Origin of the sequence: Sphingomonas sp. OK281 (assembly GCF_900115295.1) — a bacterium.
Classification (GTDB): Bacteria; Pseudomonadota; Alphaproteobacteria; order Sphingomonadales; family Sphingomonadaceae; genus Sphingomonas.
This window is the reverse complement of record NZ_FOVZ01000001.1, coordinates 645835-660393: the sequence shown is the minus strand read 5'-3', so window position 1 is coordinate 660393 and position 14559 is coordinate 645835. Positions and strand designations below refer to the sequence as shown.

Here is a 14559-nt window from a genome sequence, read left to right as displayed (position 1 = left end):
GCCTACCCTTCTTCCCGGGCACCGAGGAAGCCGACATGACGCTCTCGTTTATTGAATGGCCGCGGTCTGCCGAATCGCACCACCTTAGCGCCTTCGCGTGATCAATTTTACGCGTCAGCGTCTCCCATGTGCTCGAAACGCCGATGCTGAGCCCCGAAACGCGCCCTGCTGCGGCTTGAACGAATACGGAGTGCGTTCGAGGATCGGCGGATCGCGCCAGGGGTGGCGGTCGCCCGCGTTGAGTATCGTCACGACCGTCCCCGTTCCCAAGGTCAGCGCGACGCCGCCCGTCCGCCGCAGAACGCGCCGATCCAGTCTCAGCCACCGCGGTACGCACCGCTTCGGCAGACCCCGCTCGCTAACGACGACGTCGGCGCTCCGACAGGCGACAATCAATTCAGTGATCGGGACCATATAAGCGCTGCGCGTCGCAAGGACCCGCCACATACGTCCCCCTGCGGCGATATCGGTGACGCACAGATCGCGACTGCACCGCGCGTCGGGTTGGTCCGCGAGCAACAGCGGCTCGCCATCCACCCCGCCGTTCTCGGCCAGCATATCACGCGTATAGTCGCCCGCCCTATCACGCAGCATCGCGAGTCCTGCCGCCGTCCGCACCGCGACATGGCGCCCGTCGCCGGTCACTAGAACGTCCGGCGCCGGCGTCATCAGCGCCCAGGCTGCGCCGGCTGCCAGGGGTACCAGTCCGAGCCGCCGCCACCGCGTCCGCCACAAGGCGATCCATATGCCACCGAAGATCATCAGCGCGAACGCTGCCGTCGGCATCGCAGGCAAGGACCGCACCGATCCTGGCGCGCTGGCGACGATATGCGCGAGCCACAGCAGCGCATCGAGCGACCGCTGCACCAGCCACCAGATCGGCGCGCCGAGACCGCCCGTATCGAGCAACAATGCCAGCGCTTCAAGCGGCATCACGACGAAGGTCGTCAGCGGGATCGCGATGATGTTGGCGAACGCGCCGTACAGTCCGGCCTTGTGGAAATGATACACCGCAATCGGCATCAGCGCGAGTTCGACCAGTAGCCCTGTCAGTAACAGCGACACGATACCGCGCGCGAGTTTGCGTCCGCGTCCTTCGTCATGCGGTCCGAAGAACGCCCGGATCGCTGGATGCTCGTGCAGCGCCATGATCGCGGTGATCGCCGCGAACGAAAGTTGGAAGCTCGGCCCCGCCGCTGATTCGGGCAGCACGAGCATAACGCACGCCGCCCCCGCCGCGACGAGGCGCAAGGTCATCGCTTCACGCCCCATTGCGAGCGCCGCCAGCACGAGCAGCGCGGCGACGCACGACCGGATCGTTGGAACCTGACTCCCGGTCAACAACGTATAGCCGATCGCCGCCGCCGCCCCGGCCAGTGCGGCAATCAACGGCAGTCGCGCGTGCAAGGCCAGCCATGGACTTAGCGCCAGCAGCCGCAACACGATCAGCATCGTCGCCGCCACCGCAGCCGTAATATGCAATCCGCTCACCGACAGCAGATGCGCGAGTCCCGCGCGGCGCATCGCCTCCGAATCCTCTTCGCTGATCGCGCCGACGTCACCGGTTGCGAGCGCTGCGGCGATACCGCCCGCGCTCCCCTCCAGTCGCGATACGATGTGGTGCGACAGCGCGATTCGGATGCCGGCACCCGAATCGCTCGGCGTCGTCACGACCACCGGCGCGAAACCTCTTCCTGTCGCACCGATCCCGCCAAACCACGCGACCCGCGCGAAGTCGTACGCTCCCGGCACCGCGGGCAGCGGCGGCGGCATCAGCCGGGCCCGCAGTTGCACGATCGCTCCCGTTCCCAGCAACTTGGGCGCATCAGCTTCAGCAAGATTGACGCGGACGCGGTATGGCAAGGCGATCGGTTGCCCGTCGGTCTCGGCGCCTTTCCCAATCGGCAGCAGCGTCAGCCGGACAAGCTTTCGCGCGACCAACGGCTCGATCGCCTCTACCTTCGCCGAGAAACTCGCTATCGTCGGTCCGCTCAGCACTGGTCGCGCCACCGATTCCGATCGCGCCCAGATCAGCCCAAGCCCTAACGCCGTCGTCAGTAGCCCGATCGCCAGCGACCGCGCCGCACGGCCACCCTGCCCCACCGCCAGCCACGCCAACCCGCTCGCCACCAGCAGCAGTATCGCCACGCACCACGCCGCCGGGTCCGGCAGCGCGAACCACAACGCGATTCCACCGCCCAGCATCACCGGCAGCCACAACACCAGCTGGTCGCGCTCAGCCTCCATCCAGCGTTCCACGGCAAGCCCGACGGCAGCCCCCCATCGCGGCACGCCCATTTGTCGCCGCCAAGGACGCATGCTAGGGGCGGCGACGGCTATCATGGCCATCGTTTCTCCATCATTTCATCAGTCTGGGAGCACCCGCGGTTGGGCGCAATATCTGATACGGGCACCGCCGCTTCGGCCGCACCCGTCGTTACCCGTTTCGCTCCGTCGCCGACGGGGTTCCTGCATCTTGGCGGCGCGCGCACGGCGCTGTTCAACTGGCTGTTCGCAAAAGCAAACGGGGGTAAATTCCTGCTGCGGATAGAGGATACCGACCGGGTCCGCTCGACCCAGCCGGCGATCGACGCGATCATCGACGGAATGCGCTGGCTCGGGCTCGACTGGGACGGCGACGTCGTCATGCAGTTCTCGGGCGCCGAACGCCACGCGCAGGTCGCGCACGAAATGGTCGCGAAGGGCCATGCGTATCGCTGCTACATGACCAACGACGAGATCGCCGCGATGCGCGCCGAAGCGCAGGCCGCGAAGAAGCCGCTCCGCATCCGCAGCCCGTGGCGCGATCGCCCGGAAAGCGAAGCGCCGAGCCTTCCCCATGTCGTCCGCCTGCGCGCGCCGCAGGAAGGTGCCGTCACGATCGAGGACCGCGTTCAAGGCGCCGTTACGGTCAAGAACGAGGAGATCGACGACCTCGTCCTGCTCCGCTCCGACGGCACGCCGACCTACATGCTCGCGGTCGTCGTCGACGATCACGACATGGGCGTCACGCACGTCATCCGCGGCGACGATCACCTCAACAACGCGTTCCGGCAGCTGCCGATCTACCGCGCGATGGGCTGGCCCGAGCCGATCTACGCGCACATCCCGCTGATCCACGGCCCCGACGGCGCCAAGCTGTCGAAGCGTCACGGCGCGGTCGGCATCGAAGCGTACCGCGACGAGATGGGTATCCTGCCCGAAGCGTTCGACAATTACCTGCTCCGGCTCGGCTGGGGCCATGGCGACGACGAGATCATCAGCCGCGAACAGGCAGTCGAGTGGTTCGACCTGTCGGGCGTCGGCAAGTCGCCCTCGCGCTTCGACCTGAAGAAGCTCGAGAACCTCAATGGCCACTACATCCGCGAAGCCGACGACGCGCGCCTTGCGCAGCTTGCCGCCGATCGCCTCGGTCACGACCTGCCGAGCGGCGGACTCGATCTTCTGACTCGCGCGATGCCCGTCCTGAAGCCGCGTGCCGCAAACCTGAACGAGCTGGCCGAAGGATCGAACTTCCTGTTCAGCCAGCGCCCTCTGGCGATGGATGACGCCGCGGCGAGCCTTTTGCAGGGTGAAGCGAGTGCGATTTTGGTCAATGTCCATGCCGAACTTGACGCGCTCGCCACGTGGGATACGGAGGCGCTCGAAGGCGCGGTACGGCGCGTGGCCGAAGCGCGGGGCGTCAAGCTCGGCCAGGTCGCACAGCCGCTTCGCGCCGCGCTGACGGGACGCAAGACGTCGCCGGGGATCTTCGATGTGCTCGATCTGCTCGGGCGCGACGAGAGCCTGGGACGGATCGCCGACCGGATGGCTAGCTGATAAGATTTCGAGGAAGGATACAAGCATGAGCGAGACCGCAACCCTCAAGGTCGACGGCAAGGATTTCGAGTATCCGGTGATGTCCGGTACGGTCGGACCCGATGTCATCGATATCCGCAAGCTGTACGCGCAGACGGACAATTTCACCTATGATCCGGGCTTCACCTCGACGGCGTCGTGCCAGTCGAAGCTGACCTATATCGATGGTGACGCGGGCACGCTGCTGCACCGTGGCTACACGATCGGCGAGCTGGCCGAGCAGTCGAACTTCATGGAAGTCGCGTACCTCCTGCTCAACGGCGAACTGCCGAGCGAAGACGAGCTGGCGAACTTTTCCAACACGATCACGCGCCACACGATGGTGCACGAGCAGCTCGCGCAGTTCTTCCGTGGCTTCCGCCGCGACGCGCATCCGATGGCGATCCTGTGCGGCGTCGTCGGCGCGCTGTCGGCCTTCTATCATGATTCGACCGACATCCATGATCCTGCGCAGCGCGTCATCGCGTCGCATCGCCTGATCGCGAAGATGCCGACGATCGCCGCGATGGCGTACAAGTACAGCGTCGGTCAGCCGTTCGTCTATCCGGACAACACGCTGAGCTACACCGGCAATTTCCTGAAGATGACGTTCGGCGTACCCGCCGAGAAGTACGTCGTGAACCCGATCGTCGAAAAGGCGATGGACCGCATCTTCATCCTCCACGCCGATCACGAGCAGAACGCGTCGACCTCGACCGTCCGTCTCGCCGGTTCATCGGGCGCCAATCCGTTCGCGTGCATCGCGGCGGGCATCGCCTGCCTGTGGGGCCCCGCGCATGGCGGCGCGAACGAAGCCGCGCTCAACATGCTGCACGAGATCGGCACCGTCGACCGCATCCCCGAGTACATCGCGCGCGCCAAGGACAAGAACGATCCCTTCCGCCTGATGGGCTTCGGTCACCGCGTCTACAAGAACTACGATCCGCGCGCGGCGGTCATGCAGACGACCGTCAAGGAAGTGCTCGGCGAGCTGGGCGTCACCGACCCCGTGTTCGACGTCGCGATCGAGCTCGAGCGTCTGGCGCTCAGCGATCCGTACTTCATCGAGAAGAAGCTGTTCCCGAACGTCGATTTCTATTCGGGCGTGATCCTGTCGGCGATCGGCTTCCCGACCTCGATGTTCACCGTCCTCTTCGCGCTCGCCCGCACCGTCGGCTGGGTCGCGCAGTGGAACGAGATGATCACCGATCCTGACCAGAAGATCGGCCGTCCGCGCCAGCTCTACAGCGGCCCGACCGCGCGTGACTACGTCCCGATGGCGTCACGCTGATGAAGACGCTCCGGCCGATCCTGATGGTCGTCGGCGTACTCTGCGCGCTGATGGGTCTGCTCTGGATCGGTCAGGGGCTCGGTTACGTCCACTGGCCGCAGTCGAGCTTCATGCTCGACCAGCGGCCATGGGCGGATCGCGGCGCATTCCTCGCCGCGTTCGGCCTCGCGCTGATCCTAGTGGCGCGCCGGATCCGCCGGTAAGGTCAGCACGAACCGTGCGCCTTCGCCGGGCGCGCTCTCGATCGTGAGATCCCCCTGCATCGCCCGCGCCAAGCGCCGTGCGATGTACAGGCCGAGGCCATTGCCGCCGGCTTCCGACGGATCGACCCGCTCGAACTTCTCGAAAATCCGGATCTGATCCTCGGGTGCGACGCCCTTGCCCTGATCCGCGACGACGAGGATCGCCTGCGTTTCGGACCGCTCCACCGACACCGTGACATGCGACACAGCGGGGGAATAGCGCACCGCGTTGCCGACCAGATTGACGAGGATCTGCAGCACACGCCGGAAATCACCGAGTGCCGGCACGCGGGCGTCCATCGCCGGCCGCACGATCGTCACCTCGGCATTGCTCGCGCGTACGGTCAGCAAACCTGCGGCGCGGCGGGCGACGTCGGCGAGGTCGATCGGCTCGGGTGCCAGCGCGAAGTCTGGACGCTCGACCGCCTGGAGATCGACAAGGTCGTCGACCAGTTCGAGCAGATGCCGTCCCGCGCTGGCGATATCCGCGGCATAGTCGGCATAATCATGCTGCACCGGGCCATCGGCCTGCGCGTTGATGCTGTCGGCATTGGCGACGATCCGCGCGAGCGGGATCCGCAACGCCTTGTCGAGCCCGCTCGTGAAGGTCGGCGACAGCGTCGCGGTTTCAACCGGCGGTGAGACGTCCTCAGCGACCATCCGCGCCGCGCCGACGAACCCGGCAAAGTCGCCTGCGGCGTCATGGCGGACGTTCGCCGTGAGCGTTACCGCACGCCCCGAACTCCGCAGTCGCGCAGGTTGTGCGGTCATCGCACGCCGACGTGCCAGCGAATCGAGGATCGGCAACGTGCCGTCGGAGCCCGCATCAAGCGAGAACATCGCGGTCAGCGGCTGGCCCAGCAGCGCGAAGGCATCGAAGCCGTGCTTCGGCCCCGCGTCGAGCGTCACGAACGTCAACCGCAGTGCGGAATCGGTCTCCCATCGCCAGTCGGTATCGCTGCCGAGGAAATCATTCTGGGCATCGGGCGCAGGCCGGGTCGGACGCCACGCGGCGATCTCGCGCCAGCCGCTGACCGTCAGCCGCACATTCTCGCCGTCCGGTTGCGCACGCACCCAGAGGTCGACGTCGGTCTCGTCATCCGCGACCACCACGCCGCGCGACACGACGATCCCGAGCCGCCGCGCCAGCCGCGCGATCGTCGCGAGTTGCGGCACCGCCAACGGCGCACCGCGCATCCCGCCCGCGCGCTGGTTGAGGGCGATCAGCGCCGGATCCGCGAACGACAGCGAACCGTCGGGTGCGACGATCGCGTGCGCAATCGGACTTTCGATCGAAGGGTCGAACACGCTCATCGCCGATCCGTACGCGCCAGCGCGCGCAACGCCATCCGAAAATCGCGGTTCAGTGCCAACGGCGCGATCGACGCCCGCGCATCCTCGACGCCGATCGACACGATCGCATCCAGCGCATCGGCAAACGCCTCGATATCGCGCCGCGGATCGGCTTCGGACAGCGCCAGCCCGATCCTCGCGATCGTCGGTCGATCCATATCGAGCGCACGCAACGCCAGCCACAGCCGATCGCCGTCCGGCTCGAGCGTGATTGATCGCGCCTGATCGAACGCGATGCCGAGCGCGTGCGCGAGGACCGCGACGAACAGCGACAGCCGCCGATCACCAATCGATTCGACCAGCACCGCGGCGAGCTCATTGGGCCGCGCGTCCAGCGCCTTGGCCAGCCGCGTCGCGACCGCGGCGGGCTGTTCGCCCTCGTCATGCGCCGCCAGGCTCCGCTCGGCTGCCTCGGTGATCGCCCGGTCGCTCTCACGTGTCGCGGCGTTCAAGCCGTCGCGGATCGCCGCTGCGACCCACCAGACCAGCCGGTGATGCAGTTCGGCCGGCAGTTCGCTCCCGCCTGCCGATCCCAGCTCGTTCGCGACCCGCCGCCGGCTCTCCGCTGCGAGAAGGGCCGAGGCTGCCGACGCCACGATGCTGTCCGGTACCCCCGCCAGCCGCACGAGGAGGCTCGCCTCTTCGGGTTCGGCCACCTCGACGGGCAACGACGCCGCGATCAGGTCATGGCGGACGCGGGCGATGAGTTCTTCCATCAGATCCTCGTCACGGAGCAGCCCTGCGCGCGTCAGCTGCTGGACGACGCCCCCCGCCCCCGCCTTGAGGATCGCCTCGCCCGCGCGCGTCGAGCCGACCCCTGCCAGCAGCCGCGCCGCATGACGGCGGATATCCCACTCGATCGCGCCGACGATCGCGCCCAGCACATGCGCGAGCATAAGCCGCGTCCGGTCGTCCAGCCGCGCATCCGCATCGAGGAAAAAATCGGCGATCGTACCCGCTAGCCGCGCTTCCGCTCGCAGACGCGCGGTCTCCGCTCGCGTCACCGGATCGTAGGACGGCATAGCGTCAAGCATCGTTGGGCCGACCGACATGATCCCTTGCTTAGCCCCCGGACGTTAAGGTCCGCCTAAGGCGTGCGACGCAATCGTTCTATTGCCGCCGCCAGCGTAGCGGTCGCATAAATGGCCGTCAGTCCCAGGCCGAACACCGGAAACCCGACCAGCGCAAACACCGCAACGACCAGCAGATACGCCGCTGGACTACCCCACCAGAGCCTGCGTTCGCGTTCGACGATGGCGCGCTCCGCGAGCCCGCCGATCGCGACGAGCGCTATGCCGATCGCCAAGGCCGTGTTCTCACCCGCATAGCCGCTGACGAAGAACGCGAAGACGAGGATCGCAGCGGCAACGACACCGGCAATCGCCAAGGTCTGGCCGTGCGCCATCGGCTCCTCGTCGCGCAGCCCGCTCAGGACAGAGCCGAGCGCCAATGCGATACAGCCGATCAACGAGACCAAGAGACCGACCGACGAGAGCCCGAAGCCGATCGTCACCAGCCCGGCCGCGCCCAGCGCAAGTCCAGCCGCGCCGACGGTCGTTCCCGCTGCGCCACGATCGACCAGCAGCGGCAGTGCGAGCCGCGCGATCGGCGCGAGCACGAACCGGTCGAACCAGCCGCGCCGCCCCGACACGATCGTCATCAGCACCGCACGCCCGCGTTCCTCCAGCGTCCGCGCCTGACGCTCGATCCCGTGCCCACCGCGCACCGCATCGGTCGGCAACAGAACATGGATCGCGCGCGACTGCACCGCCAACCGCAACAATGACGACTGGAGATCGTAATCCTGCGGCAACGCGGCCACCTCGGCGATCCGCCTCGAACTCAGGCGCGCGACGCCGGCCCAGGCCATCTGCCCGCCGACACGCTCGAACCCCGGACCCGCATCGCTCTCCGGCACGACGAGCAGGCAATCGCCCTCCTCGCCCGCCATTGCCTTGACGATCGCCTCGGTCGTGACCAGCCCATCCCCGAGCATCAGCACGCGGGCGAGTGGGTGAAGTTTCTCCACCGCTTCGGTTGCGGAGCGCACCGTATCGACGCTGACGCCGCGTCGTCCGATCCGGTTGATCGCGCCGAGAAGTTCCGGCGTCATCCGCGCGACGACGACGATCACCTGCGACACCCCGGCCGCTATCAGCAACCGCGCCTGGTATTCGATAAGCGTGACGCCACTGAACGGCAGCGTCGCGGCCAGACGATCGGGACGATCGTCGGCGTCGTGAATTGCAAATAATAGGCCGGCAAGCATGCGGGGCTGTTAGGCGGTACGCGTCGTCCTGCAAAGCCCGCGTTCGGCCGACCCGCCCTCCGTCAAGGCTCAGTTCGGCGTTACAGTCGCAAAACCGCACGTCTTAGGGTCCCCGAGTTCTCCCACATTCCCTCAATCAACGGTCCCTGCCCGTATCGTCGTGGACCGCACGCCGTGCCGCCCTGCTTACCGGACGGATGAACGCGCGAAGATCGCATCATCCGTTTTGTCCGGCTGCAATCCATGATACTTCAGCGGCTCATGAACGGGGGTTCGTCAATGATCGGGTTTCGCGCGTCGGCAGGCAATGCCCATCCCATTCGCGCGGATATCGTGATGGATCCGGTGGTAGAAGACATGTCCGACACCGTCGCTGAAGCTGGGTTCGCTGAGGTTTATCAAGAGCCTGCGCCTGACCGCGGACGCCTTTACGTGGGTATCGCGGTCGGGATCGTGCTCGTCTGGCTGGCGGCGATGCTGTGGTTCGCACGCGGATCGTTCGCCACCATCGAGCCCGTTGCGCTAGTCCAGTTCATTGCCGCGCTTTGCGTCGTCCCCGCGCTGATCGGCATCGTCTGGCTGCTCGCGATGCGGACCAGCCGTAGCGAGGCGCATCGGTTCGGCATCACCGCGCAGGCGATGCGCGACGAGGCGGCCAGCCTCGAACGCACCGTCGCCGCCTTGTCGAACACGATCGACGCCAACCGCCAGCAACTCGCCGAACAATTGAACGCGTTGATGGCGATGGGCGGTGGCGCGACCGAGCAACTCGCAGCGATCGGCCGCGGCATGGTCTCCGAGATCGACCAGGCCGCGGCGCACGCGCGCAACCTCGCGACCTCGACGGCCGGCGCGCAGACCAGCCTCGGCGTCCTGATCGCCACCCTACCCCGCGCACAGGCCGATATCGACGACGTCGCCAAGCGACTCGAACGCACCGGGCTGTCTGCGAGCGAACACGCCGCAGCGCTCGACGCGCAGATCGTAGCGCTGGCCGAACGCGGCCGCGACGCCGACGCGATGGCGAGCGGCGCCGCACAGCGCCTCGCCGCCCACATCGTCCGCATGGAGGCCACTAGCCAGACCGCCGGCGCACATCTCGAATCTGTCACCGACGGCATGTCCGCGGCGGTCGACGCACTGCTCAACCGCACCGCCGACGCCGTCGATCATTCACGCCGTGGCATCGCCGCGCAGGGTGATGCGATGCTGGCAATGATCGGCGCGAACCAGGCCGCGCTCGACAGCGCCGCCCGCGACAGCGCCGAAGCGCTCGCCAAGCGCATCGCCAGCGTAGAGGACGCGATCGAACGCGTCGCGATCCGCCTCGATCTGCAACGTAGTGCCGGCGACCGGATCGTCGACGATCTCCACACCGGACTCGGCGAAGTCGAATCGCGGATCGAACTGCTCCATCGCCACGGCACCGAGCGCACGCAGGACCTCGCGGCATCGATCAGCGCACTCGGCGGCTCTGCCGATGCGATGACCGAGGCGTTGCGGGCGGGCGACGACATGGCGCACCGGACGATCGCGACGACCGAGACGCTGCTCGTCGCACTCGATGCCGCCGCGCGCGAAATCGACGAGACTATGCCCGAAGCACTCGGCCGCCTCGATACGCAGGTGCTCGCCAGCAAGAGCATCGTCGTCTCGGCGCGCCCCGAACTGCTCGCGCTCGTCACCGCTGCGGAGAGCACGCACGACGCGATCGAGGCGATCGCCGGGGTCATCGGCGAACAGCGCCATGTGCTCGACACGCTCTCGACCGACCTACTCAACACGCTCAACACCGGCCGCGCGAAGGCCGATGCCTTGGGCCAGATGGTCGACGAGGCGATCGGCCGCACGCAGCATTTCGCCGAAGACGCCGCGCCGCAGTTGATCGAGGCGCTCCACCGTGTCCGTGAGACCGCTGCCGTCGCCGCCGACAAGGCACGCGAGACGCTGTCGAAGGTCATTCCCGAAGCCGCAGCCGCACTCGAAGCCGCCAGCGCCGACGCCATGCGCCGCGCGACCAACGACACCGTGGAACGGCAGGTCAAGGCGCTCACCGACGCCACCGGCGCGGCGGTCGACGCCGCTACCGGCGCGACCGAACGCCTAGCGCGCGAAGTCCAGGCGATCGTCGACACGACCGCGATCGTCGAGACGCGGATCCAGGAGGCTCGAACCGAGCGCGAGGACGCCGACCAAGACACCTTCGCACGCCGCGTCTCGCTGCTGATCGAATCGCTCAACTCGGCGTCGATCGACATTACCAAGGCGATCGCCCCCGAAATCTCAGACAGTGCTTGGGGCGCGTATCTCAAGGGCGACCGCGGTGTCTTCACGCGACGTGCAGTCCGTATCCTAGACGCCAGCGAAGTCCGCGAGATCGCCGGTCTCTACGACGAGGACGAGACCTTCCGCGAGATGGTCAACCGCTACATCCACGACTTCGAAGCGATGCTCCGCACGATCCTGACGCAGCGCGACGGCTCGCCGCTCGGAGTGACGTTGCTGTCGTCAGACATGGGCAAGTTGTACGTGGCACTGGCACAGGCGATCGAGCGGCTGCGCTGAACCGGACCTCAAAGGAGCTTTCGAAGTGATCCAGCGCCACCGCTAACGCGGCCCTCGCCAGCGGAGCAATCCGCGGAACGGACTCATATTTCGAGGCTTACATGCCAAGACTGAACACTAAGATCTGCGTCGTCACCGGCGCTGCGCGCGGTATCGGCCGTGCGATCGCCGAGCGCTTTCATGACGAAGGCGCCATCGTCATCCTCACCGACATCGATGAAACCGCCGGCGCCGAGACGGCCGCTGCGATCGGATGCATGCTCGAAAAGCTCGACGTCCGCGAAGAGGCGGATTGGCAACGCCTGGCGGAGGTCGTTCCGGTGGCAGACGTGGTCGTGAACAATGCCGGCGTGACGGGTTTCGAGCACGGCATGACCGCGCATGATCCCGAGCATGCGACCTTGTCGGACTGGCGCGCGGTCCATGCGGTCAACCTCGACGGCACGTTCCTCGGCTGCCGCTATGCGATCGGTGCGATGAAAACGGCGGGCACGGGTTCGATCATCAACATCTCGTCGCGATCCGGGCTGGTCGGGATCCCCTTAGCCGCGGCCTATGCGTCGTCGAAGGCGGCCATCCGCAATCACAGCAAGACGGTAGCGCTGTATTGCGCGCAGCAGGGGTGGAAGATCCGCTGCAACTCGGTGCATCCCGCGGCCATCCTAACGCCGATCTGGGAGCCGATGCTCAGGGACGGGCCGGACCGCGAGGCGCGGATGGCGGCGCTGGTCGCCGATACGCCGTTGAAGCGGTTCGGGATGCCGGAGGAAGTGGCCGCGGTTGCGGTGATGCTGGCGTCGGACGAGGCGACGTATATCACGGGGACGGAGATCAATATCGATGGCGGTTTGCTGGCAGGCTCGGCCGCGTCGCCGGGGTGACGGCTAACGTGTAATCCTCCCCCGCAAGGGGGAGGTGGCTGGCACTTGCCAGACGGAGGGGGAGGTAAGCGCAAACCGCTGTTGCGTGGCCCCCCCTCAGTCACCTACGGTGCTACCTTCCCCTGGCGCGGGAGGATCAATGGGCCTTCCTAGCGCGTGACCATGTTGCCGCGGTCGAACAGGTCGACGCTCTGCGGCGTGATCCACCCATAAGAATAATTCAGCTGGAACAGCACGAACAATACCGTCGCCACCACGGTCACCCGCCACGCCGTCCGCCCCGAGCGAAACTCGTGCGGCGCGCTTTCGGCCTGGCCGGGGACGTGTTCGCCCCCGACCTCACGCGTCGTCTTCACCCCGAATGGCAGGACCAGGAACACCGAGAACGACCAGAACAGGACGTAGATCGCCAGTGCCGAGGTCCAGCGCATCGGCTTAGCCCTCGATCAACAGGACATCGACGATCGGCTGCTTGCCGGTCCAGCGCTTGGCGACCTTGCGCACCGCGAGACGAATCTGCTCGCGCATCTTCTCGCTCTCGCGCTTGCCGCCGCGCACCGTATCGGCCGCCGCCTGGACCGCGTCGGCGATGAACGCAGCCCGATCTTCCTCGACCGGTACGCCCTGCACGCGAACCTGCGGCTGGCCGACCATCCGGCCGTCCTTGCCGAGCGCGACACCGACCGAAATCTGGCCGTTGATCGCCAGCTTGCGCCGCTCGCTCAGCGTCGCGCCGTCCGCGGGCAGGATCACGTCGCCGTCGAGCACCAGACGCCCAACGGTCGCATTGCCGATCTTCGCCGGGCCCTTGGGCGCGAGACGAATGATGTCGCCGTTGCTCTGCACGATCGCGCGCGGAATGCCCTGCTCGAGACCGAAGCGCGCATGCTCCATCATATGGCGCATCTCGCCGTGCGTCGGCACGAGCACCTCGGGCCGCAGCCAGTCGTACATCTGCGCGAGTTCCGGCTGACCCGGATGACCCGAGACATGGACGTGCGCCTGGCGCTCTGTGATCATGCGGATGCCCTTGGCCGCCAGCGTGTTCTGAATACGGCCGATCTGGACCTCGTTGCCCGGGATCTGCTTCGACGAGAAGATCACCGTGTCGTCGGCCTCAAGCGTAATCGTGTGCTGGCCATTGGCGACCCGCGCCAGCGCCGCGCGCTCTTCACCCTGTCCACCGGTGGCGATGATCAGCACCTTGTTCTTGGGCAGGCGCATCGCCTCGTCGGGGCTGATCGTGTCGGGAAAATCCTTCAGATAGCCCGTCGCGCGCGCCACCTTGATAATCCGGTCGAGCGAACGCCCGGTGACGCACAGCTTGCGCCCGGTTTCCTTCGCGACTTCGCCGAACGTGTGCAGCCGCGCTGCGTTCGACGCGAAGCTGGTGATCATCACGCGGCCCTTGGCCTTGCTGACCTCCTCGAACAGCCCCTTGCGGACGGTGCTCTCGCTGCCCGATGCGGTGGTGTTGAAGATGTTGGTCGAATCACAGACAAGGACGTCGACGCCCTTGTCGCCGATCGCCATGAAGCCCTCGGGCGTCGTCGGATTGCCGATCACCGGGTTCTTGTCGAGCTTCCAGTCGCCCGTGTGGAATACGCGACCGTAAGGTGTGTCGATCAGCAGCGCGTTCGCTTCGGGGATCGAATGCGACATCTCGACGAAGGTGAAGCCGAACGGCCCGAGCTGGAAGTTGCCGCCCATCGGGATCATCTTGAGCTTCACGCGGTTGGCGATGCCCTCTTCCTCAAGCTTTCCGCGGATCAGGCCCATCGTGAACGGGGTCGCGTAGATCGGCACGCCGAGGTCTTCGGCGAGATACGGCAGCGAGCCGATGTGATCCTCATGGCCATGCGTGATCACGATGCCGAGCAGGTCGTCGATCCGGTCCTCGATAAAGGACAGGTCGGGCAGGATCACGTCGACGCCGGGATATTGCGGATCGGCGAAGGTGATGCCGAGATCGACCATCACCCACTTGCCCTGGCAGCCGTACAGATTGACGTTCATGCCGATTTCGCCGGAGCCGCCAAGGCCACAGAAAAGGAGTTCGTTCTTCGGAGTCATTGATTACTTTCAGGATTATACAGGAATATGGCCCGCAGGCCAGTCGGC

Annotated in this window: 11 protein-coding genes; 5 read left to right on the top strand and 6 right to left on the bottom strand. The window is 66.5% G+C overall.

Annotated features, from left to right (window positions below):
• Positions 1-114 precede the first annotated feature (114 nt).
• Positions 115-2247 (bottom strand): ComEC/Rec2 family competence protein, encoded by a 2133-nt coding sequence (locus tag BM244_RS03150; protein ID WP_254784301.1) that lies wholly within the window; start codon positions 2245-2247, stop codon positions 115-117.
• 141 nt (positions 2248-2388) lie between these two features.
• Between BM244_RS03150 and gltX the strand changes: the two genes are divergently transcribed.
• Genes gltX through BM244_RS03135 form a run of 3 tightly spaced genes read left to right on the top strand, consistent with a single transcriptional unit; the run spans position 2389 to position 5331 of the window.
• On the top strand, positions 2389-3819 hold the full coding sequence (gene gltX / locus BM244_RS03145; RefSeq protein ID WP_254784242.1) for a glutamate--tRNA ligase: 1431 nt from the start codon (positions 2389-2391) through the stop codon (positions 3817-3819).
• Positions 3820-3844: 25 nt separating this feature from the next.
• Positions 3845-5128 carry a citrate synthase gene (locus BM244_RS03140; RefSeq protein ID WP_056048581.1) on the top strand — a complete coding sequence of 428 codons (1284 nt, stop codon included), beginning with the start codon at positions 3845-3847 and terminating at the stop codon, positions 5126-5128.
• Entirely contained in the window at positions 5128-5331 is a 204-nt protein-coding gene (locus BM244_RS03135) for a hypothetical protein (protein WP_056058354.1), read from the top strand. Before BM244_RS03140 ends, BM244_RS03135 begins: the two co-directional genes overlap by 1 nt.
• Here BM244_RS03135 and BM244_RS03130 read toward each other — a convergent pair.
• Genes BM244_RS03130 through BM244_RS03120 form a run of 3 tightly spaced genes read right to left on the bottom strand, consistent with a single transcriptional unit; the run spans position 5305 to position 8992 of the window.
• A complete protein-coding gene (locus BM244_RS03130; protein ID WP_093397306.1) occupies positions 5305-6684 on the bottom strand; it encodes a sensor histidine kinase in 1380 nt (459 codons plus the stop codon). The genes BM244_RS03135 and BM244_RS03130 overlap by 27 nt on opposite strands.
• Positions 6681-7757, bottom strand: a complete 1077-nt coding sequence (locus BM244_RS03125) for a DUF2336 domain-containing protein (RefSeq protein ID WP_175518021.1) — start codon at positions 7755-7757, stop codon at positions 6681-6683. The genes BM244_RS03130 and BM244_RS03125 overlap by 4 nt, the downstream gene beginning before the upstream one ends.
• A 53-nt stretch (positions 7758-7810) precedes the next feature.
• Entirely contained in the window at positions 7811-8992 is a 1182-nt protein-coding gene (locus BM244_RS03120) for a hypothetical protein (RefSeq protein WP_093397302.1), read from the bottom strand.
• 279 nt (positions 8993-9271) lie between these two features.
• Here BM244_RS03120 and BM244_RS03115 point away from each other — a divergent pair, with 279 nt between their 5' ends.
• Together BM244_RS03115 and BM244_RS03110 are read left to right on the top strand one after the other, a co-directional pair.
• Positions 9272-11557, top strand: a complete 2286-nt coding sequence (locus BM244_RS03115; RefSeq protein ID WP_254784241.1) for a coiled-coil domain-containing protein — start codon at positions 9272-9274, stop codon at positions 11555-11557.
• 101 nt (positions 11558-11658) lie between these two features.
• Positions 11659-12438: an SDR family oxidoreductase gene (locus BM244_RS03110; protein WP_093397300.1), complete on the top strand. Its 780-nt coding sequence runs from the start codon at positions 11659-11661 to the stop codon at positions 12436-12438.
• Between the two features lie 149 nt (positions 12439-12587).
• Here BM244_RS03110 and BM244_RS03105 read toward each other — a convergent pair whose 3' ends face one another.
• Together BM244_RS03105 and BM244_RS03100 are read right to left on the bottom strand one after the other, a co-directional pair.
• Positions 12588-12869 (bottom strand): DUF1467 family protein, encoded by a 282-nt coding sequence (locus tag BM244_RS03105; protein WP_093397299.1) that lies wholly within the window; start codon positions 12867-12869, stop codon positions 12588-12590.
• 4 nt (positions 12870-12873) lie between these two features.
• Positions 12874-14511 carry a ribonuclease J gene (locus BM244_RS03100; protein ID WP_093397297.1) on the bottom strand — a complete coding sequence of 546 codons (1638 nt, stop codon included), beginning with the start codon at positions 14509-14511 and terminating at the stop codon, positions 12874-12876.
• Positions 14512-14559: the final 48 nt, after the last annotated feature.

Bases quoted from the DNA above. Each gene is read 5' to 3' on its own strand.
- BM244_RS03100 (WP_093397297.1), bottom strand. From the start codon at position 14,511: ATGACTCCGAAGAACGAACTCCTTTTCTGTGGCCTTGGCGGCTCCGGC.
- BM244_RS03135 (WP_056058354.1), top strand. From the start codon at position 5,128: ATGAAGACGCTCCGGCCGATCCTGATGGTCGTCGGCGTACTCTGCGCG.
- BM244_RS03140 (WP_056048581.1), top strand. From the start codon at position 3,845: ATGAGCGAGACCGCAACCCTCAAGGTCGACGGCAAGGATTTCGAGTAT.
- BM244_RS03105 (WP_093397299.1), bottom strand. From the start codon at position 12,869: ATGCGCTGGACCTCGGCACTGGCGATCTACGTCCTGTTCTGGTCGTTC.
- BM244_RS03115 (WP_254784241.1), top strand. From the start codon at position 9,272: ATGATCGGGTTTCGCGCGTCGGCAGGCAATGCCCATCCCATTCGCGCG.
- BM244_RS03125 (WP_175518021.1), bottom strand. From the start codon at position 7,757: ATGCTTGACGCTATGCCGTCCTACGATCCGGTGACGCGAGCGGAGACC.
- BM244_RS03150 (WP_254784301.1), bottom strand. From the start codon at position 2,247: ATGGAGGCTGAGCGCGACCAGCTGGTGTTGTGGCTGCCGGTGATGCTG.
- BM244_RS03130 (WP_093397306.1), bottom strand. From the start codon at position 6,684: ATGAGCGTGTTCGACCCTTCGATCGAAAGTCCGATTGCGCACGCGATC.
- BM244_RS03120 (WP_093397302.1), bottom strand. From the start codon at position 8,992: ATGCTTGCCGGCCTATTATTTGCAATTCACGACGCCGACGATCGTCCC.
- BM244_RS03110 (WP_093397300.1), top strand. From the start codon at position 11,659: ATGCCAAGACTGAACACTAAGATCTGCGTCGTCACCGGCGCTGCGCGC.